Source organism: Venatorbacter sp. C2-1 (assembly GCF_022832715.1).
GTDB lineage: Bacteria > Pseudomonadota > Gammaproteobacteria > Pseudomonadales > Oceanobacteraceae > Venatoribacter > Venatoribacter alkanivorans.
Map to the genome: position 1 here is coordinate 1822366 of NZ_CP094879.1, position 20189 is coordinate 1842554.

A 20189-nucleotide genomic window follows, 5' to 3' on the forward strand; every position below is an offset into this window, starting at 1 on the left:
GTGTTTTCACCTGGCTCCCACGCTCTGCGTGGTAGCCCCTTGCTGGCACAGTTGCATTCCCACGCAGAGCGTAGGAACGAGAAACTGCTGTGCAGAGTATTGGCGGAATAATAATGGGCAATAAAAAACACCGGCGTAGCGGTGTTTTTTATTGTTTTATGTTCAGTCGTTCTCAGCTGATTTTACCAGTCACCCGCACCCGCTTACTGCCGGCTTCAACCGGTGCTTTCTGCGCTTCGGCTTTTTCTTTCAGCTTATCGTCGATGATATTTTTCAGCGCAATTAACAGACCCATCGCCATAAAAGCCCCGGGTGGCAGAATGGCGAATAAAAAGTCGGGGTAGTCTTTTACCAGCTCAATTTTCCAGCTGGCGGCGGCCGGGCCGAACAGTAACTGCATATCGGAGAAAATCACGCCCTGGCCGAGAATTTCACGCATCGCGCCGAGAATAATCAGCACGATGGTAAAGCCCAGCGCCATGGTAAAACCGTCAACCACCGACGGAATAATCGGGTTTTTACAGGCAAAGGCATCGGCACGGCCAAGAATGGCGCAGTTGGTAACGATCAGCGGAATAAAGATACCCAGCACTTCGTATAACTCGTAAGTGAATGCCTGCATTACCAGCTCTGCGACTGTGGTAAAGGAGGCAATAATCATCACAAAGGCGGGCAGACGCACGGCATCGGGTACGTGGTTGCGGATTAAGGACACAGAAAAATTCGAGCCTACCAGCACCATCATAGTCGCCAGACCCAAACCGAGGGCGTTCACCACTGAGCCGGTCACCGCCAGCAACGGGCACAGGCCCAAAAGCTGCACCAGAGCGGGGTTGTTATGCCATAAGCCGTCGAGGCTGATGTCGCGCAGGGATTTCGTTGCCATCATTATTCTCCGCTGCCTGAACGCTGGGGTAACTGGCCGGACACTGATTGTGGTTCGGTCAGACGTTGTCCCAGCAGTTCGTTTTTATGTAATTCAAAAAATTTCAGCGCCAGTTTTACCGCTTTAACAACCGCTCTCGGGGTAATGGTCGCGCCGGTAAACTGGTCAAAATCGCCACCGTCTTTTTTTACCGCCCAGCGTTCTGCTTTCGGGTTATTCAGGCTTTTATCGTTAAAGCCCAGTACCCAGTCGGATTTTTTACGGTCGATTTTATCGCCCAGTCCCGGTGTTTCTTTGTGCTCAATAATCCGCACACCGGCAATGCTGCCGTCGGCGTGTACGCCAACCAGTACAGCAATCTGGGTGGTGTAACCATCCGGAGCAACCACTGGCAGAATCACGGTGTTAACCCGGCCATTGGTGCGCGCCAGATGAATCTGGGCATCGTCCGGCAAGGGGCCAAGCAACTGCTGGTTAAAGCGTTTATCGACGGCGATCACATCGGTCAGCAGGTCGTTGTCGTAGCTGCCGGCCGGCACAATTTCATTCAGCGCTTTGGCCTGAGCCATACGGATATTGTGCTCGATACGCTCTTTGGTGCCGACCTGCGCCACCGCGATGGCTCCGGCGGTGACCATGGCAAACAGGCCGAGACCAATGGCATTGCGACGGATAGATTGCAGTAAATCGTTCATGGCCGCTCCTCAGCGTTGTTTTGGCGGCAGGCCGCGTTTGGCTTTGGCGTGACCATAGGTCCGCGGCTGGGTGTAGGCATCAATAAAGGGGGCAGCAAAGTTCATCAGCAGCACGGCAAAGGCCACGGCATCCGGGTAAGCCCCCCAGGTGCGGATTACGTACAGCAGAATACCGATACCGGCACCGTAAATCAGTTTGCCGCGTGGCGTGGTGGAAGCTGACACCGGGTCGGTGGCAATAAAGAAGGCCCCCAGCATGGTGGCACCACTGAGCAGATGCAGCGACAGCGGGGTGTACATATCTTCATCCCAGCCCAGCATCAGCGAGCACAGACTGAGTGATACCAGCATGGCCAGCGGAATATGCCAGCTGATAATGCGGCGCCAGATCAGCACCAGACCACCGGCGAGAAACGCCAGGTTGACCCATTCCCAGCCGCCGTTCAGCCAGCCGTTAAAGGTGGCTTCGGCCAGCACGCTGTCGGCGGTGCCTTTGGCAATCAGATGCTTGTAAGCATCCAGCGGCGTAGCGCCACTGAAACCATCGGCCAGGCTGGCGGAACCGGCAAAAATTACCTGCAGGGTATCGGCAAAGCCCAGTGTCGCCTGACCGGACATCTGCGTTGACAGCGCCCAGCTGGTGGTCATCTGCACCGGGAACGACACCAGCACCAGCGCATAACCGACCATCGCCGGATTAAACGGATTGTTGCCCATGCCGCCATACAGCTGCTTGGCAAAGACGATGGCAAAGGCCGTGGCAACCAGCGTAATCCAGAAGGGGGCAAATGGTGGCAGGGCCAGACCAATCAGCGCACCGGTTAACAGCGCGGTGTTGTCTTTCAGGAAAAACGCCAGCGGGCGCTTACGGATACTGAGAATGGCCGCTTCGCTCGCAACCGCGGTGGCACTGGCGAGCAGCACATTAATAAAGGTGCCCCAGCCAAACAGGGCGGTAATCACTGCCAGACCCGGCAGGGTGGCAAGAATCACCGTCGCCATCACCTTGCTGGTGCTGTTCGGGCCGTGGGTGTGGGGTGAAGATAAGGTCAGCAAACCCATGGTCAGGACGCCTCGTTCGATGTTGTGCCGGCCGGCGCAAGGGCGGCCAGCTCCTGTTGCAGTTGCAATAGTTTATCCTGCTGTTTCTGTACGCCGAGCGTCAGGGCATCCACGGTGTCCAGCCCTTCGGCTTTGGCCATATCCAGACGCTCCTGCATTTTTGCCACCCGGTCTTGCTGGGCAAGGATCTTCTTGTTCAGCGCGTCGATATTGGCGGCCTGATCGGCGGCGTTATTGTTCACGGCGCTGCTTTCAGCCGCACTGCCATCCGCACTGCCATCTGCACTGCCATCAGAGTTGCCAGCAGCAGCGCCATCAGCGACAGAGGCATCGTAAGCCGCTTTGGCTTCATTCACCCGTTCCTGCTGTTTATCAACACCGGTCTGCAGCGCGTCAACGGTATCCAGCCCCTGTTCTTTGGCTTCGGCCAGACGCTTCAGCGCGGTATCCAGTCGTGCCTGGGCGGTTTCCCATTTACGCTTTAAGCGCTCCGGCGAATTCGGGTCGCCTTTGTCGGTGTCGGTTGTTGCAGCTGCCGGTGCGGCTTTGGCGGCTTTTTTCGCGGCCGCAAGCTGTTTGGCCAGGTCTTTGATTTTGTCCTGAGTCTTGTTCAGCGCGCTTTCAAATAATGGCACTTTGTCGGCCATGCTTTCATCGGCACGGGCCGCTTCGAGTTTTTCTTTGGTTTTCGCCAGTGCGCTTTGCGCGGCATCGAACTGCTTCTGCAGTTTTTCCAGCTCGGCGTTGCCGTCAGCTGCAGGTGTGTTGCTTGTAGCGGCTGCGCTGTCTGCGGCGACGGCAGGCTTGGCCGCCTGAGCTTTGGCCGCCGCTTCGGCACGGGCTTTACGCTTGGCTTCTTTTTCGGCGACTTCGCGTTCCTGACGGGCCAGACGCTCTTCAAAGCGCTGGCGCGCGCGTTCGGCCTTGGCCTGGGCTGCGCGTTCTTCGCGGATGGCGCCTTTGGCGTAACGGTAATACTGCACCAGCGGAATATGGCTCGGGCACACATAAGAGCAGGCGCCGCATTCGATGCAGTCAAAAATATTGTGCTGTTCGGCTTTGTCGAACTCCTGACTCTTGCTGAACCAGTACAGCTGCTGAGGCAGCAGGTCGGCCGGACAGGCATCGGCGCACATGCCACAACGAATGCAGGCCATGGCGATATCGTTGGGCGGTAATTCTTTTTCGGTCGGTGCCAGCAGACAGTTGCTGGTTTTGGTGATCGGCAGATCCAGACCGGGCAGGGCAAAGCCCATCATCGGCCCACCCATAATCACGCGTTCGCGCTTTTGTGGCTGATAGCCGGCCAGTTGCAGCAGGTGGCTGACCGGGGTGCCGATTAAGACTTCCCAGTTGCCGGGTTGCTGCATCGCATCGCCGGTTAAGGTGGTGATGCGTGAAATCAGTGGCTCGCCAAAGGCAACGGCGCGGTAAATGGCGGCCGCGGTGCCGACGTTCTGACAGACCAGACCGAGGTCGGCAGGAATGCCACCGGCCGGGACTTCTTCGCCGGTTAAAATTTTGATCAGCTGTTTTTCACCACCGGACGGGTATTTGGTGGGGATGGTCACCACGTCGATATGGTGCTCTTCACCCAGCTCAACCAGGGCGGCATTCAGGGCGGCAATGGCTTGCGGTTTGTTGTCTTCAACGCCGATCATGCAGCCTTTGGCGCCAACAATATGCAGCAGAATCTGTGCGCCCTGAATGACCTCAGACGCACGCTCACGCATCAGCATGTCATCGGCGGTGATGTAAGGCTCACACTCGGCGCCGTTCAGAATCAGGGTGTGAATCTCGCGCTGGCCGGTGCTCAGTTTAACGGCCGTGGGGAAACCGGCGCCGCCCATACCGGCAATACCGCACTGGCGGATATGCTCGGTCAGCTGGCGCGGACTGATATCGCTCAGATGCTCAAGGCCCAGTTGCTGATACAAGCTCTGGTGTTCAATCCAGCGCTCGGCACCATCAGGAATAATCACGATGCAGTCTTCCTGCAGGCCGGAAGCGTGCGGCACGGCGCGCGGTTCAACGGCGGCGACGATGCCTGAGGTTGGCGCGTGCAGCGGCACCGAGACAAAACCATCGGCGGCGGCAATCAACTGGCCTTTTAATACCTGGTCACCGGCTTTTACAAGTGGCTTGGCGGCGGCACCAATATGCTGGTGCAGCGGCAGTACCAGTTCGGCTGGCAGGCTGGCCTGCTGTACCGGCGTGGCGGTGGACTGGGCTTTGTTTTCTGCCGGATGAATACCGCCATCAAAATTGTGCAGGCGAATCAGGTTGGTCATGCGGCGTCTCCGGCCAGGTGGTGATGACGGTCGGTGGCAATGAGTTCAACGCCTGAGGTCGGGGCCTGCCAGTACCAGTTGGATTTATCGACGCTGACCGGAATCATATCGATACAGTCGACCGGGCAGGGCTCCACACACAGGTCGCAGCCGGTGCATTCATCGGCGATGACGGTATGCATCTGCTTGGCGGCGCCGAGAATGGCATCGACCGGGCAGGCCTGAATGCACTTGGTGCAGCCAATGCACTCGTCTTCACGGATAAAGGCAACGGTGGGTATGGCTTTTTCGGCGCCGTGTTCGGCGTCCAGCGGCTCAGGTTCTACGCCGAGCAGGTCGGCCAAAGACTGAATCGTGCCTTCGCCGCCGGGTGGGCATTTGTTGATTTTTTCACCGCCGGCAATGGCTTCGGCGTAGGGCTTACAACCCGGATAGCCGCACTGACCACACTGGGTCTGCGGCAGCAGGTTGTTGATCTGATCGACAATCGGGTTGCCTTCCACTTTAAAACGGATGGCGGCAAAACCCAGAACGGCACCAAAAATAACCGCCAGAACGGCCAGCAGGCCGACCGCAATAACAATGGTCCAGAGTGCAGCTGACATGAAAACTCCTAAATACTGACCAGACCGGTAAAGCCTAAGAACGCCAGCGACATTAATCCGGCAGTGAGCATAGCGATGGCAGAGCCCTGAAAAGGCTTAGGCACGTCGGCCACCGCCACACGTTCACGCAGGGCGGCGAACAGCACCATCACCAGTGAGAAACCCACCGCAGCACCAAAGCCATAAAGAATGGATTCGACCAGGCTGTTGTCGCGTTTGATATTCAGCAGGGCCACACCCAGTACCGCGCAGTTGGTGGTAATCAGCGGTAGAAAGATACCCAGCACGCGGTACAGCAGCGGGCTGGTTTTGCGGATGGCCATCTCGGTAAAGCCCACCACCACGGCAATCACCATGATAAAGCTGATGGTTTTCAGGTAGGCCAGATCCAGCGGAATCAGCAGGTAGGTGTACACCAGATAGCTGCACACCGATGCCAGCGTCAGCACGAAGGTGGTGGCCGCGCCCATGCCGATGGCGGTTTCCAGCTTGTTGGATACACCCATAAAAGGGCAGAGACCGAGGAACTGCACCAGCACGAAGTTGTTGACCAGAATGGTGCTTACCAGAATCAGCAGATAGTCAGTCATCAATGGCTCCGCAGCACATGTGTACCGTCGATATTAAAAAATGGGCGCGCATTATCCCAAAACTGTGTTATTTCGGACAAGAAGGTTTTTTTTGGTTCTAAGCACCGTTTGGAATAAGCTTAGTGGTTGTTACGTCTATGGCTTGTAACGGCCGCCTTATTGGCATGCCTGCCGGGGATGATAGCGGGCTGTTAGGGGAAGGTACTGATACGGGTCAAGGATATAACCGGATGGTTATTTTGAGGCGAAAGGCAGAGTATGGGGGCGGATCTTATCCGCGACAAAATCAGAAGATTCAAGTTACCCGGCAAGCACGGTGTGGGAGCGGCTTTCAGCCGCGATATTTGCACGCTTTGCATTCGTGCTTGCCCGTTTTGCCAGAGGGTAGTAACGTAAATGCCAAATGAATCAATAGATTGCGCTTCGGTTTACAAGCTGAAGTGTAAAGTTAGCCGCACAGAAAACCGGAATTAACAGGCATGCGCGCTTTTCTGGAAGGGATTTTTGAGTTATGGACGATTCCTCAGCTGGGTCAATAAATTATGCGGGGTTTCTCGAAGGAGTCGCCCGGAATAAATGCGCACGCATACTGATAATCTGTTAGTCGTACTGGAACTATGGAAATTTATACAAGCATTTATGACATTACAGAGCACGGATTTTCAGGTTGGAGGTTTGCCGTTCCGGGGGTACTTTTCTTGGTTGTGGGCTTAGCTTTATGGAAAATGCCGATAATTCATGCCCAGAATCTAAAGTTAATTGGAAAGACTTGCTTCTTCTTCTCTTTTTCGTGGTGTGTTGCTGCTTTTGGGCTCAGTTATAGAATTCACATTGATGCAATTGAAGCATACAGGCTGCACAGTTATCAGGTTTATTCCGGCGTAATTGAATCACACAAGGGAAGGTTAGGTGAGGCTACGGTAGAAGTTTTCAAAATCGGTAATAAGCGACTTTGGGATGACAATTTGCCAGTAGGGCAAAGGACAATACAACCAGAATTGCCTTCACTTAAAAATGAAGTCGGTAGCAACTTACGTATTTATATGGCTAAAGGCCTGGTGTTGAAAATTGAAAAAGTAACTAGTCCTCAATAGGCCTGGTATCAACTTTGAACCGCGACAATAGCTCGGGCTCGCCGCAAAGCCTGGCGTTACGCCGATAGTAGTGAGGAAATCTAATGTCGTGGTGGGCCTACATATACCTGATCATTTTGATTGCAATGCATACTTTTGAACAGATAAAGAGCTTTGAAAGTTGGTTCGATTTCATCGCCGAGTCTATAGAATTATCATTTGTCTGTATTTTTATTCTTGCCTTTTATTACCCTTCAATTGGGCATTTTTTTGGATATGCAATTTTTATAATGTTGATTCTTGGTTTTATGTATCAAATAACACATATGATTAAAGGTGTTATGGAATATAGACGTGAATCAGAATCACCCTATAAAAAGATCACGCTTACTATTGGTGTTCTATTGTTTGTCCCAATTGTTGCATTCGGGTATATCTTAGGTCTGATCGTCGGGTTAAGAAATGTATAACAAAGCAAGACGCAATTGCATGGCAGGCTGTGTTGGACTCGCTTCACTCGCCTGTGCTTGCAGACGTTATAGTTCTTAGAGTAAATAAGGACGCCTGTGCTGATAATGCGTCTAATCTCTGTTATGTAACCCGTCAAAGCGGCCTGATCGGCCCTTCTGTATAAAATATAACCACCAGAGCATCCGACACAGCGGACACTGACATATCCTGAATGAGGAAAGCTTGCACCGGCGGGAAATGTTGGCACACTCTGCTGTCATATCAGTCTGCCTCTGAGGTGTTGGGGCAGGCAAACACAATAATAAATCTCTGCATCGGACTGGCGTTGTGCCAGCTGCTCTCAGGTCGCCCTCGCTGTAAGAGGGAGCCGCAGTGAGGGGCTGACTGCCGGAGTTGTAATGGATAGCTGCTGATGAACACTGTTGTTTTGGGGAAGATGCGCCGCTGCGACGGGTTTACTGGTCGTCTGCAGGCTGGTTTGCAAAAGGCTGGCTGGTTGAAAGCTGTAAGCGCAGGTCTATGGCTGGCAGGCGCGCTGTTACTGGCGGGGTGCAGCGATCAGGCCTGGAATAATCCGCATCCGGAATCCGAAGCCAGCGCCAATATTCTCTATTCCAGTTTTTCCGAACGTCCCAAATACCTTGATCCGGCCCGCTCTTACAGTTCGGATGAATCACGCTTTATTGACCAGATCTACGAGCCGCCTCTGGCTTACGACTACCTTAAACGTCCTTACGAGCTGATCCCCAATACCCTGACGGCGATGCCGGATATCCGTTACAGTGATGCCGCTGGCAATGAGGTGGATGCCAACAGTGAAAACATTGCCTTTTCTACCTACCATTTTCAGTTGCAACCCGGCATCCGCTATCAGCCGCATCCGGCCTTTGCCCTGAACGACAGGGGTGAGTCACTTTATCTGTTTGCCTCGGCCGCCGAATCAGAGCAATACCGCACACTGGACGACTTTACTGAGCAGGGCAGCCGTGAACTGGTGGCAGAAGATTATGTGTATCAGGTTAAACGTCTGGCCGACCCTAAACTGCTGTCTCCGGTACGCGCATTGCTCAGCGATTATATTGTGGGCATGACGGAGTTCAGCCAGATTGCGAGCGATACGCGTAAAGCACTGGAAGAAGAAGGCAAGCAGACCTGGCTGGATTTACGCCAACTCAGCATGGCCGGTGTTGAGGCTCTGGGGCGTTACGATTTTACCATCCGCTTAAAAGGCAAATATCCGCAGTTTAAATACTGGCTGGCCTTTCACTTTTTTGCGCCCATCCCCTGGGAGGTCGATCGTTTTTACCATCAGCCGGGACTGGCCGAGCGTAACATTGTGCTGAACTGGCATCCGGTGGGCACTGGCCCTTTTATGATGACGCGCAACAACCCTAACGAAGTCATTATTCTGGAGAAGAACCCGAATTACCGCGCCGATTATTATCCTGCTGAAGGTTCGCCCGGTGATGCTGAGGCTGGCTTGTTGGATGATGCCGGAAAGCGGCTGCCATTACTGGATAAAGTGGTTTACCGGCTGGAAAAAGAAGCCATCCCGCTGTGGACCAAGTTTATGCAGGGCTATTACGACCGCTCCGGTATTGCCAGTGACAGCTTTGATCAGGCGATCCGCGTCAGCAGCGATGGTATTGGTCTGAGCCCGGAAATGACGGAGAAAGGCGTAACGCTGGAAAAAGAAGTGGTGCTGGGCAGTTATTATCTTGCCTTTAATATGCTCGACCCGGTGGTCGGCGATAAAGGGGATGCCAAAAGCCGCGAGCGTGCACGCAAGCTGCGTCAGGCAATCGCCATTGTTTACGACCAGCAGGAAATGATTTCGATTTTTGCCAACGGCCGTGGCGAAGTGGCCATGAGCCCGATACCGCCGGGTATTTTCGGTTATCAGAGTGGCGAAGAGGGCATTAACCCTTATGTGTTTGACTGGGTTGATGGCAAACCACAGCGTAAATCGCTGGAAGAGGCCAAACGGTTATTGGCCGAAGCTGGTTACCCGGGCGGCCGTCATGCAAAAACCGGTGAGCCTCTGGTGCTGAATCTGGATACCCCGACCGGTGGCAGTGGTGGCAGCGCTATGCAGAACTGGATGATCAAGCAATTCAAAAAGCTGAATATCCAGCTCAATATCCGTGGCACCGATTACAACCGCTTTAAAGAAAAAATGCAGACCGGTAATGCCCAGTTATTCCAGTGGGGCTGGCTGGCCGATTATCCGGATGCCGAAAACTTCCTGTTTTTACAGTACGGCAATAACGGTCAGGTGATCAGCGGCGGCAGTGGGGTAAATTCCACTAACTATAACAATGCTGAATACAACCGTTTATTCGACCAGATGCAGCTGATGGAAGACTCGCCGCAACGTATGGAGATTATCCGCCGCATGATTGCCATTCTGCAGCGCGATGCGGTCTGGGCATCCGGCTGGCATCCGCATTCTTATGTGCTGAATAACCATTGGGTACGCAATGTCAAAGCTCACGGTATCAGTAAGAGTGTGCTCAAATATTTTGCCGTAGATAAAGAGCAACGCCGTCAGGCACAAGCGGCCTGGAATGCACCGGTGTTATGGCCCATTTTTGTCGTCGCTGGAATTCTGCTGGTTACGTTGCTGCCGGGTTACCGTGCCTTCCGCCGTCGCCAGCAGCGTCGTATTCAAACGGCGCTGACAAATACTACATCTGCAGAGCAGGAGGGCTGATATGCTGGCTTATATTATCCGTCGTTTGCTGTACGCACTGCCTATTCTGTTGGGGGTTAACCTGCTGACCTTTGCCCTGTTCTTTATGGTGAATACACCGGATCAGATGGCACGGGTGCAACTGGGCGATAAACACGTATCGGCGGAAGCCATAGAGCAATGGAAAGCGCAGCGCGGTTATGACAAACCCTTATTTATCAACACCGCTGAAAACAGCGAAGGGCTGCTGACCGATACCATCTTCTTTGAAAAGTCAGCGCGTCTGTTTGTGTTTGATTTCGGTAAATCCGATGAAGGGCGGGTGATCGGGGCAGATATCAGTGAGCGTATGTGGCCCAGTCTGGCGGTGGCCTTGCCGACCTTTATTATCGGCATCAGCGTCAATATTGTATTCGCGCTGTTTGTGGTGATGTTCCGTGCCAGTGTGTTTGATACCGCAGCCATGGTGCTGTGCGTAGTGCTGCTGTCGATATCCGGGGTGTTTTATATTCTTGCCGGGCAGTATTTCTTTGCCAAACTCTGGCATCTGGTACCGATCTCCGGTTATCTGGGCGGCACCGATGCCATCCGTTTTCTGATATTGCCGGTGATTATCGGCGTGGTCGCCGGTATCGGTGGTGGTACGCGGTTGTACCGCACCTTATTTCTGGAAGAAGCCAATAAAGATTATGTGCGCACTGCGCGCGCCAAAGGCGTGTCGGAAACTGCGGTATTGTTCCGCCATATTCTGCCTAACGGCCTGATCCCGATTCTCACCAGTGTGGTGGTGGTGATACCGTCGTTATTTATGGGCAGCCTGCTGATTGAATCTTTCTTCGGCATCCCTGGTCTTGGCAGTTACACCCTGGACGCCATTCAGGCGCAGGATTTTGCCATCGTGCGCAGCATGGTGTTTCTTGGTTCCGTACTTTATATCCTCGGTCTGATTCTGACGGATATTTCTTACACCCTGGTTGATCCACGGGTAAGGCTGTCCTGATATGAATGAATTAGTGTCTGTTATGAATGAATTACTGAGCATTAAGCCCGTCGTGTTATGGAGCGATGTGCTTATTTATATTCTGGTGGCCAGTCTCGGACTGTTTTTTTACCAGTTAAGTAAAAACCCGCTGGCGCGTCAGCGCTGGCGTACGGTGTTTCACTCCCGTGCCGGTGTCGCCTCGTTTATTGTTATTCTGTTTTATTTGCTGATTGCTCTGCTGGATTCTCTGCATTACCGCGCACCTCTGGAAAAAACCGAAGGCAGCGAGGAAGTGCATTACAGTCAGGAAGTACACAGCCTGCTGGATGTGGTTCTGACCGAACTGCGCAATAAAGACGAAAAAACCTATTCGGCACCTTTCGCAATTTATTCTTTCGCCAAAGAAAACATGCAAACCGACGACGGGGTTGTGTATCGCGATTTTCCGCGCTTAGCGAATGCTGGACAGCATCTTGAAAGTGCGGCCGAGCATGGCATGGATATCTTTGTTCGTTCAATGAAAGCATTGTTGGTAGCCGCGTTTATCAGTGCGGTGATTATCGGTTTGCATATCGCCTGGCGTAAGCGCCAGCACTCACTGCAATCTGGGTTGGCCGGTGTCCGGACCTTACCCTGGGGAACCATTTATCTGACGTTATCTGTGTTGGTGCTTTCTTGTTGCTGGGTGCTGGAACTGAGTAAGGTGTATCACATTCTGGGGACCGATAAGGTCGGTCAGGATGTTCTCTACTGGAGTATTAAAGCCATCCGCACCGGGGTGTTAATCGGCACCCTGGCAACGCTGCTGACTCTGCCGCTGGCGATTGTGCTTGGTATCAGTGCCGGTTATTTCAAAGGCTGGGTCGATGATGTGGTGCAGTATATTTACACCACGCTGAGTTCTATTCCGGGCATTCTGTTAATTGCGGCATCGGTGCTGCTGATTGATGTGTATATCGAAACCCATCCGGAGCAGTTTAATCTGGTGGCTGTACGGGCCGATTTTAAATTCCTGGCGCTGTGTTTTATTTTGGGTATGACCAGCTGGACCGGCCTGTGCCGTTTATTGCGCGCGGAAACGTTAAAAGTCAGCCAGCTCGATTATGTGCAGGCGGCTCATGCCTTTGGTGTTGGCCATAACCGCATTATTTACCGCCATATTCTGCCCAATATTACCCATATTATTCTGATTGCTCTGGTGCTGGATTTCAGTGTCTTTGTGCTGGCCGAAGCGGTGCTGTCTTATATCGGCGTTGGTGTTGATCCGTCGATGGCCAGTTGGGGCAATATGATTAATGAAGCACGTTCTGAGTTATCCCGTGATCCGGTGGTGTGGTGGTCGGTAGCGGCGGCCTTTGTGCTGATGTTTGTGCTGGTGCTGGCGGCGAATTTATTCTCCGACCGGGTTCGCGATGCTTTCGATCCACGGTCGGCCTGAGGAAAGGTTCATGGAGTTATTACAGGTCGAGAACCTCAGTATCGAATTATTACCGGGCAAATATCAGCAGGCTGGGCGCTTGCTGGTAAAACCGGTGAGTTTTAGCATTCAGGCCGGAGAAATTCTGGCCTTGGTAGGCGAGAGTGGTTCGGGTAAATCGCTGACGTCGCTGGCGTTAATGCGCCTGCTGCCGGAGGCGCTGGCCATTCGCAGTGGCCGTGTGCAACTGGCCGGAACCGATGTGTTTAATCTGACCGAAGCGCAGATGAACTCGGTACGCGGGCGTATGGCCGCTATGGTATTTCAGGAGCCACAAAGCTCGCTGAATCCGGTGCAGACTATTGAACAGCAGATTGGCGAAGTGCTGCGTCTGCATAAAGGGTTAAGCGGTGCCGCGCTGAGCGAAAAAATCATCAGTCTGTTGCACGAGGTCGGTATTAACGATGCCGAGCAACGCCTGGGCTGGTATCCGCATCAGTTGTCCGGCGGGCAGAAGCAGCGTGTGGTGATCGCCATTGCACTGGCCTGCGAGCCGCAATTACTGATTGCCGATGAACCGACCACGGCACTGGATGTCACCATCCAAAAGCAGATTCTGGAATTGCTTAACGAATTACGCCGCAAACGCCAGCTGGCCGTGCTGTTGATTACCCACGATATGGGCGTGGTGGCACAGATGGCCGATCGTGTGGCGGTGATGCGCTATGGTGAAATTGTTGAACAGGCCGCTGCCCGCGAATTTTTTGCCGCGCCAAAACATGAATACAGTCGTGCGCTGATTCACTCATTACCCGATCGCCGCCATTTTTTGTCTGCTCCGGCGCAAAGCGAGCCTTTGCTGCAGTTAAAGGATGTGCGTGTCTGGTTTGCCCAGCGTAAAGGTATTTTGCAGCGGGTGGTCGGCCATACCAAAGCGGTGGATGGCATCAGTCTGAGTATTGGCCGGGGTGAAACCCTGGCTCTGGTGGGCGAAAGTGGTTCGGGTAAATCGACCGCCGGGCGCGCTATTTTGAGTCTGGAGCCGCTGGCCGGTGGTGAGCTGTATTTTGCTGGTGAACGCGTTGATCAGCTCAGCCAGCGTCAGTTTTTACCGTTGCGCAAGCGCATTCAGGTGATTTTTCAGGACCCGTTTTCGTCGATGAATCCGCGTATGAATGTACGCGATATTCTGGCCGAAGGGATGATCGCGCTGAAGGTTGAGGCCGATGCCGCTAAACGCGAACAGCGCCTGCAGGCATTGCTGCAGCGGGTCGGGCTGGAAGCCGCGCATCTGGATCGCTTTCCCCATGAGTTTTCCGGCGGCCAACGCCAGCGTCTGGCGATTGCCCGTGCCATTGCGGTGGAGCCCGAACTGATTATTTGTGATGAGCCAACCAGCGCGCTGGATGTTTCTATTCGTGGTCAGGTGTTGCAGCTGTTGCAGGAATTGCAGCAGGAAATGGGCTTGTCGTATCTCTTTATTACCCACGACCTGTCGATTATTCCGCATCTGGCGCACCGCGTGGCGGTGATGAAAGACGGCGTGATCGTTGAGCAGGGCGATACCGAGCAGATAATGACCGCACCACAGCACGATTACACCCGCAGCCTGCTGGCCTCGGTACCGGTCAGCCCGGTTTAGTGGCGCCAGCGCAGCACTGAATAACCCGACACTCTGGCGGTGGTAATTCTGCCGCCGGGGCGTAAAATCCTGCCATTCTTTGTTGTCGCCTTTTTGTGCAGGAGTGTCTTGTGTCACAGATTTCCCGTTCTCAGGTTGAGGCCGCTCTGGCCGGTTATACCGATCCTTATCTGGAATCCGATCTGCTCAGCGCCGGTTGCGTGCGTGATATACGTATTGATGGCGGCCGGGTTGAGGTGGATATTCATCTTGATTACCCGTCTGAATTTCTCAAAGGCGGCATCGCGCAGATGCTGCAAACGGCGCTGGAAAACATAGATGGCTGCAGCGCTGCGGCGGTGAATATCAGCTGGTCGGTGGCGGAAAACAAAAGCCAGAACAGCGTTGAAGCCATTGCCCAGGTCAAAAATATTGTTGCGGTGGCGTCCGGCAAAGGCGGGGTGGGTAAATCCACCACCGCGGTTAACCTGGCCATTGCGCTGGCCAAAGATGGCGCCAAAGTCGGCCTGCTGGATGCCGATATTTACGGCCCGAGTCAGGGCATTATGCTGGGGGTCGAAGACGGCACCCGCCCGGAAACCATCGACAACAAATGGTTTGTACCTATTGAAGCTCATGGTCTGAAAAGCATGTCGATGGCGTATCTGGTTACCGAAAGCACGCCGATGGTCTGGCGCGGGCCTATGGTCGCCGGGGCGCTGATGCAGATCCTGACTCAGACCCAGTGGGGCGAGCTGGATTATCTGATTATTGATATGCCGCCGGGCACCGGTGATATTCAGCTGACCCTGAGTCAGAAATTCCCGGTATCCGGCGCCGTGATTGTCACCACACCGCAGGATATTGCCCTGGCCGACGCCAAAAAAGGCGTGGAAATGTTCCGCAAAGTGAATATTCCGGTGCTGGGTATGATTGAAAATATGAGCATGCATATCTGTTCGCAGTGTGGTCATGCCGAGCATATTTTTGGTGAAGACGGTGCCGAGCGTCTGGCGGAAACCTACAACACCACGGTGCTGGGTTCACTGCCGTTATCCAAGTACATCCGTGAGCAGTCCGATGCCGGTACGCCGGTGGTGGCCGCGGATGATTGCTCGGAAGTCTCTATGATGTACCGCCATGCTTCACGCCGTCTGGCGGTAGCACTGGCACGTCAGGCAGCTGCGGCGCAGGCGATGCCATCCATTGAGATTGCTGACGAGTGATTGCAGGCGGGTAGCTTGCAGACGAGCAGGTTGCTTGCTTAAGAGCCCGGCTTCCGCAGTCAGGTTTCTGGGTCCGGCTCTCGGGCCCGGCTTACGGTACCTGGTGTTAAGAATGATCATTCATATGCTATGTTTGGTCATTTACCTGTCAGTAAAGCCGGGTAAACTGGTTCGCCATAAAGCAATACAGGATGCCGGCTTGTCCGGCAGCCGATGATAATAACCTGTGCCAACACAACCGATTTGTGAGAAAGCAACCATGAGCAAGTACTCCCATATTCTGCAGCCACTGGATCTTGGCTTCACCACTCTGAAAAACCGCGTGATGATGGGCTCCATGCACACCGGCCTGGAAGATCGTCCGTGGCACTTTGGTGAGCTGGCAGAATACTTTGCCGAGCGTGCCCGTGGTGGTGTTGGCCTGCTGGTAACTGGTGGTTTCTCTCCGAACCGTGCCGGTGACCTGTTGCCGTTTGGCTCCAAAATGATGAGCAGCTGGCAGGTGCCTTTCCACAAAAAAGTAACCAATGCCGTGCATGAAAACGGTTCCAAAATTCTGCTGCAGATTCTGCACGCCGGCCGTTACGGTTACACCCCGCTGAACGTTGCGCCTTCTGCGATTAAGTCGCCGATTACACCGTTCAAGCCAAAAGAACTGACCAGCAAACAGATTTATAAAACCATCGACCAGTATGCCCGTGCCGCCAAACTGGCACAGAAAGCCGGTTACGATGGTGTTGAGGTGATGGGTTCTGAAGGTTATTTCATCACCCAGATGATCAACAAGCGCACCAACCAGCGTAGCGACGAGTGGGGCGGTTCTTACGAAAACCGTATCCGTTTTCCGCTGGAAGTCATCCGCAAAATGCGTGCGACCGTAGGCGAAAAATTCATCATCATGTTCCGCCTGTCGATGCTGGATCTGGTGGAAGAAGCGTCCGATATGGAAGAAGTTATCCATCTGGCGAAAGAACTGGAAAAAGCCGGTGTCACCATCATTAACACCGGTATTGGCTGGCACGAAGCCCGTGTTCCGACCATCGTGACCTCTGTTCCGCGTGCAGCCTTCGCCGATGTTACCGCCAAGGTAAAAGCGCAGGTGAATATTCCGGTGGTCGCTTCTAACCGTATTAATATGCCGGAAACGGCTGAAGATATTATCGCCAACGGCAAAGCCGATATGGTGTCGATGGCGCGTCCGTTACTGGCCGACCCGTACTGGGTGAAAAAGGTTGAAGAAGACCGCGCTGACGAAATCAACACCTGTATCGCCTGTAACCAGGCTTGTCTGGATCACACGTTCGAAAACAAGCGTGCATCCTGCTTAGTTAACCCGCGTGCCTGTAACGAAACCAAACTGGTGTACATCCCGGTTAAACAGGCGAAGAAAGTAGCCGTTGTCGGTGCTGGTCCTGCGGGTCTGGCCTGTGCCGTTACGGCCGCTGAGCGTGGCCATGCAGTCACTCTGTTTGAAGGCCGTGGCGAAATCGGTGGTCAGTTCAACTACGCCTCGAAAATTCCGGGCAAAGAAGAATTTAAAGAAACCATCCGCTACTTCACCGCCATGATCAAAAAATACAATATTGATCTGAAGCTGAACCACATCGTAACAGCCGATGAATTAAAATCCGGTGGTTTTGACGAAGTGGTGATCGCCTCTGGTGTTGCACCTCGTATGCCGAATATTCCGGGTATCGACAGCCCGAAAGTGGTGTCTTATCAGGAAGTGCTGGATAAAGAACTGCAACTGGGTAAAAGCGTTGCCGTTATGGGTGCCGGTGGTATCGGTTTCGATATCAGCGAATACCTGACCCACGAAGGTGAATCCACCACGCTGAATAAAGATGCCTGGATGAAAGAGTGGGGCGTGGACGAAAGCAACAGCACCCGCGGTGGTCTGAAAAAAGCCGAAATTCACCCATCACCGCGCAAGGTGTACATGATGCAGCGTAAGGCTTCGTCACTGGGTAAAGGCCTGAATAAAACCACCGGTTGGGTACACCGCGCTGTGATGAAAATGAAAGGCGTGGAAATGATTGGCGGTGTGTCTTACGACAAGATCGACGAGCAGGGCCTGCACATCACCATCACCAAAGGTGAAGAAAGCAGCCAGCGCGTACTCGACGTTGATAACATCGTGATCTGTGCCGGTCAGGTATCGGTTAACGAACTGCACGAAACCCTGAAAGCCGACGAAAGCAAAGCCTTTGGTCTGCACTTAGTGGGTGGTGCTGAGTTTGCCGGTGAACTGGACGCCAAACGCGCCATCAAACTGGCCAGCGAACTGGCGGCCAGTCTGTAATATTCGCCTGATTTACAGTGAATAAAAAACGCCGCTTAATGCGGCGTTTTTTTATGGCTACTGAGTGTGAAAGGTTGCGTATGGTCTGGTGGTGTTGTGTCAGCTAAGTCTGAATTGATTGGTATCAGGATTTTTGCTGTAAATTTATCGCAGTATTTGTTGTACATACACATGGATTTTTGTATATCTTTCTCTTTTTCAGCTTTTTATCTGGCTTTTTTTTGGTGTAGATGATTCTCGATAGGTTGGGGATAGCTATGATTTATAAGATAACGATCAAGACTATTTTGATTCAGCTTGTTGGTGTGATGCTGGTTGCGACAATGCTGGGTGTCGGTTATCTGGTTGTTTTTAAAGATGCAGATGTTGGTGGTGCTCTCTTTTTTATGGGGTGTTTGGCTATTGTTTTTTCTGTTGATTCGATAGTTATTTTTGTTCGGTATTTTCTGATAAATAAAGATAGTGTTGTTGAATTTTTAAGTTTTGATTGGATGAGGTGGAGTCAGGGAGGTGTAGAAACTTACATATCTCCTGATGATGTTGAGAGTATTGATCTGAATCTGACCTATCCTGTATTTGACGAACGAATTGGTTGGGGTGGAGGCGATAACTTTATTTACGCTAAGTTTAATCTGAAGGATGGGCGTTCGTTTTTTTAACAAGCCTGATGTCTCCGAAGCTTGATCTTCCTCGAAGTTTCTATCAGAAAGCGGTTAGGGTGCGAAATTTTCGCTTCTGGTTGTAGAAGAATATGTCGTTGATGGTTTAAGGTTGACTGTTCTGTAGTAAACATTAGGTTGGATTGATAAGTTTTGTCATTCTATCGATTGGTCTAATGGTATTTTTCATACTTGGCTTTTCGGTTTTTTATTTTAATCGATCGTAATAATGATCTTTTAGAGGAATGGAGATGCTTAAGAAGACTCTTGTTAATCAGGTCATGAAGTCTTTGTCTTCTGATTACCCTGGTGCGGTAGTTTTTGGGCAGGTCTTAATTTTCTCAGCTGATGATCATGTGCTCAAGTCTATTTCGCTGAATTTTAAATCACGGGCCTGTGATGTTCATCTTTGTGCTATTCCTGTTGTATGTACGTGGCATTGGGAAAGCTTGGGGTACTCTTGCTCGGCTGTAAGAGGGGTGCGCTTTGAGAATGTTGGGTTTGACGATTTTTTAACAAAACTGAAAGTTTCTGTGCAGTCTTTTGTTTCTTCTTTGGCCAGTCTGCCGGGAGGGTGGAAGCTTTTGGAACAAGCGGATGGGTGGCGAAAGGAAGGGAGGTTAGCAACTCGCTCGGGGGTTGATTATGCTTATTTAGCTGTTTTGCTGAAAGAGTATGGTCTCGCAGGGGATTTTATCTCTTACGTGGAATCAAGCGACCTTCCATTGGATGATGATATGGCAATACGCTTTGAATCGCTGCGGGGACAGCAGGAAACGAGTGAGGAAGCTGCGTATGAATATGTATCTCAAATGGAATTGAAATCGAAAGAGAAGCTTTTATCTTTGGGTAAAAATACGTTTCACTAGTCATGATGGCGTTTAAAGGTATTTCTACTTTTGGGTCCTTGAATAAAAAAACGCCGCTTAATGCGGCGTTTTTTATGGTTGCGGTTTATCAGCCCAGCTATAAGCACATGGCCAGATAATGCTGATTTACCCTGGCGGCGTTACTCTGCTTTTATTCTGGCTTTTTATTTGGTGGCTAAAGCTTCCAGCTCTATAAAATCATAAGCTTTGCCATTCTGCGAAGTAATACGGATATACCGGGTATCGCGCTCGGCCATAGTGCAGCTCATGGTTGTAGTCGTTACAGTTTGGCTGGTGCAGGCAATGCCGCCGCTAAATACGCTCAGGTTGGAGGCGGTGTAGCTACTGCCATTGGCGGACAGCTCAATCAGAATGTCAGGACTGCTACCAATTGCAGCACTTGCTGCCTGACGGGTCAGTTTAATGCTTTTAATTTTTTCTATTCTGCCAAAATCGACCACGATTTTTTGACCTGATGCACTGGTCCAGCTGGTATTGTTGTTGCCATCGATCAGGTTTTTGGCATCGCTGCTGTTATGGCTGCTGCTGGCGCTGGCTCCGCGAGAGAGCAGGGCAACATTGGTATCGGACTTCAGCCCCGGAATGCTGCTTTCGCTGCTGCTCCCACCACAGGCGCTGAGAAGAAATACCGATGCAGCGATAAGGGAGAGTGCTGGTTTCATAATACTGCCTGTCGTAAAGAGGAATGGTTACTGATTATAAAGTTCTGCTGATTTTGCGATCAATA

General features: G+C 52.4%; 16 protein-coding genes. 9 read left to right on the forward strand and 7 right to left on the reverse strand.

All coding sequences use genetic code 11. The annotated features are described in order from the left end of the window. Positions 1 to 172: 172 nt before the first annotated feature. From MT343_RS08105 to rsxA, 6 genes are read right to left on the reverse strand one after another with little or no spacing between them, the layout of a single operon-like run. Positions 173 to 886, reverse strand: a complete 714-nt coding sequence (locus MT343_RS08105; protein ID WP_145469001.1) for an electron transport complex subunit E — start codon at positions 884 to 886, stop codon at positions 173 to 175. Positions 887 to 888: 2 nt separating this feature from the next. Then, entirely contained in the window at positions 889 to 1581 is a 693-nt protein-coding gene (gene rsxG / locus MT343_RS08110; protein ID WP_186435898.1) for an electron transport complex subunit RsxG, read from the reverse strand. A gap of 9 nt (positions 1582 to 1590) precedes the next feature. Next, positions 1591 to 2643, reverse strand: a complete 1053-nt coding sequence (rsxD, locus tag MT343_RS08115; protein ID WP_145469000.1) for an electron transport complex subunit RsxD — start codon at positions 2641 to 2643, stop codon at positions 1591 to 1593. A 2-nt stretch (positions 2644 to 2645) separates the two neighbouring features. Beyond that, positions 2646 to 4934: an electron transport complex subunit RsxC gene (gene rsxC / locus MT343_RS08120; RefSeq protein ID WP_145468999.1), complete on the reverse strand. Its 2289-nt coding sequence runs from the start codon at positions 4932 to 4934 to the stop codon at positions 2646 to 2648. Next, positions 4931 to 5539 carry an electron transport complex subunit RsxB gene (gene rsxB, locus MT343_RS08125; protein ID WP_145468998.1) on the reverse strand — a complete coding sequence of 203 codons (609 nt, stop codon included), beginning with the start codon at positions 5537 to 5539 and terminating at the stop codon, positions 4931 to 4933. Before rsxB ends, rsxC begins: the two co-directional genes overlap by 4 nt. 8 nt (positions 5540 to 5547) lie before the next feature. Then, a complete protein-coding gene (gene rsxA, locus MT343_RS08130) occupies positions 5548 to 6129 on the reverse strand; it encodes an electron transport complex subunit RsxA (RefSeq protein ID WP_145468997.1) in 582 nt (193 codons plus the stop codon). Positions 6130 to 6746: 617 nt separating this feature from the next. On the opposite strand from rsxA, the gene MT343_RS08135 reads away from it, so the two are divergent. The 9 genes from MT343_RS08135 (at position 6747) to MT343_RS08175 (ending at position 19441) form a co-directional block, all read left to right on the forward strand. Continuing rightward, positions 6747 to 7223, forward strand: coding sequence for a hypothetical protein (locus tag MT343_RS08135; RefSeq protein ID WP_145468996.1), 477 nt, complete (start codon positions 6747 to 6749; stop codon positions 7221 to 7223). A gap of 862 nt (positions 7224 to 8085) precedes the next feature. Then, positions 8086 to 10386 carry an ABC transporter substrate-binding protein gene (locus tag MT343_RS08140; protein WP_243989485.1) on the forward strand — a complete coding sequence of 767 codons (2301 nt, stop codon included), beginning with the start codon at positions 8086 to 8088 and terminating at the stop codon, positions 10384 to 10386. A gap of 1 nt (position 10387) precedes the next feature. Then, complete coding sequence (locus tag MT343_RS08145) at positions 10388 to 11365, forward strand: ABC transporter permease (RefSeq protein WP_145468995.1); 978 nt, start codon at positions 10388 to 10390, stop codon at positions 11363 to 11365. Position 11366: 1 nt separating this feature from the next. Continuing rightward, positions 11367 to 12785 carry an ABC transporter permease gene (locus MT343_RS08150; RefSeq protein ID WP_243989486.1) on the forward strand — a complete coding sequence of 473 codons (1419 nt, stop codon included), beginning with the start codon at positions 11367 to 11369 and terminating at the stop codon, positions 12783 to 12785. Positions 12786 to 12795: 10 nt separating this feature from the next. Next, on the forward strand, positions 12796 to 14406 hold the full coding sequence (locus MT343_RS08155) for an ABC transporter ATP-binding protein (RefSeq protein WP_145468994.1): 1611 nt from the start codon (positions 12796 to 12798) through the stop codon (positions 14404 to 14406). Between the two features lie 110 nt (positions 14407 to 14516). Then, positions 14517 to 15611, forward strand: coding sequence for an iron-sulfur cluster carrier protein ApbC (gene apbC, locus MT343_RS08160; RefSeq protein ID WP_145468993.1), 1095 nt, complete (start codon positions 14517 to 14519; stop codon positions 15609 to 15611). 259 nt (positions 15612 to 15870) lie between these two features. Continuing rightward, positions 15871 to 17913: an NADPH-dependent 2,4-dienoyl-CoA reductase gene (locus MT343_RS08165; protein ID WP_145468992.1), complete on the forward strand. Its 2043-nt coding sequence runs from the start codon at positions 15871 to 15873 to the stop codon at positions 17911 to 17913. A gap of 257 nt (positions 17914 to 18170) precedes the next feature. After that, on the forward strand, positions 18171 to 18572 hold the full coding sequence (locus MT343_RS08170; protein WP_145468991.1) for a hypothetical protein: 402 nt from the start codon (positions 18171 to 18173) through the stop codon (positions 18570 to 18572). Positions 18573 to 18823: 251 nt separating this feature from the next. Further along, the gene (locus tag MT343_RS08175) at positions 18824 to 19441 is read left to right on the forward strand and encodes a hypothetical protein (protein ID WP_145468990.1); all 618 of its coding nucleotides are present in this window, start codon (positions 18824 to 18826) and stop codon (positions 19439 to 19441) included. A gap of 164 nt (positions 19442 to 19605) precedes the next feature. On the opposite strand, the gene MT343_RS08180 is transcribed toward MT343_RS08175, so the two are convergent. Further along, entirely contained in the window at positions 19606 to 20124 is a 519-nt protein-coding gene (locus tag MT343_RS08180) for a discoidin domain-containing protein (RefSeq protein ID WP_145468989.1), read from the reverse strand. Positions 20125 to 20189 lie beyond the last annotated feature (65 nt).

Bases quoted from the DNA above. Each gene is read 5' to 3' on its own strand.
- MT343_RS08105 (WP_145469001.1), bottom strand. From the start codon at position 886: ATGGCAACGAAATCCCTGCGCGACATCAGCCTCGACGGCTTATGGCAT.
- rsxG (WP_186435898.1), bottom strand. From the start codon at position 1,581: ATGAACGATTTACTGCAATCTATCCGTCGCAATGCCATTGGTCTCGGC.
- rsxD (WP_145469000.1), bottom strand. From the start codon at position 2,643: ATGGGTTTGCTGACCTTATCTTCACCCCACACCCACGGCCCGAACAGC.
- rsxC (WP_145468999.1), bottom strand. From the start codon at position 4,934: ATGACCAACCTGATTCGCCTGCACAATTTTGATGGCGGTATTCATCCG.
- rsxB (WP_145468998.1), bottom strand. From the start codon at position 5,539: ATGTCAGCTGCACTCTGGACCATTGTTATTGCGGTCGGCCTGCTGGCC.
- rsxA (WP_145468997.1), bottom strand. From the start codon at position 6,129: ATGACTGACTATCTGCTGATTCTGGTAAGCACCATTCTGGTCAACAAC.
- MT343_RS08135 (WP_145468996.1), top strand. From the start codon at position 6,747: ATGGAAATTTATACAAGCATTTATGACATTACAGAGCACGGATTTTCA.
- MT343_RS08140 (WP_243989485.1), top strand. From the start codon at position 8,086: ATGAACACTGTTGTTTTGGGGAAGATGCGCCGCTGCGACGGGTTTACT.
- MT343_RS08145 (WP_145468995.1), top strand. From the start codon at position 10,388: ATGCTGGCTTATATTATCCGTCGTTTGCTGTACGCACTGCCTATTCTG.
- MT343_RS08150 (WP_243989486.1), top strand. From the start codon at position 11,367: ATGAATGAATTAGTGTCTGTTATGAATGAATTACTGAGCATTAAGCCC.
- MT343_RS08155 (WP_145468994.1), top strand. From the start codon at position 12,796: ATGGAGTTATTACAGGTCGAGAACCTCAGTATCGAATTATTACCGGGC.
- MT343_RS08165 (WP_145468992.1), top strand. From the start codon at position 15,871: ATGAGCAAGTACTCCCATATTCTGCAGCCACTGGATCTTGGCTTCACC.
- MT343_RS08170 (WP_145468991.1), top strand. From the start codon at position 18,171: ATGATTTATAAGATAACGATCAAGACTATTTTGATTCAGCTTGTTGGT.
- MT343_RS08175 (WP_145468990.1), top strand. From the start codon at position 18,824: ATGCTTAAGAAGACTCTTGTTAATCAGGTCATGAAGTCTTTGTCTTCT.
- MT343_RS08180 (WP_145468989.1), bottom strand. From the start codon at position 20,124: ATGAAACCAGCACTCTCCCTTATCGCTGCATCGGTATTTCTTCTCAGC.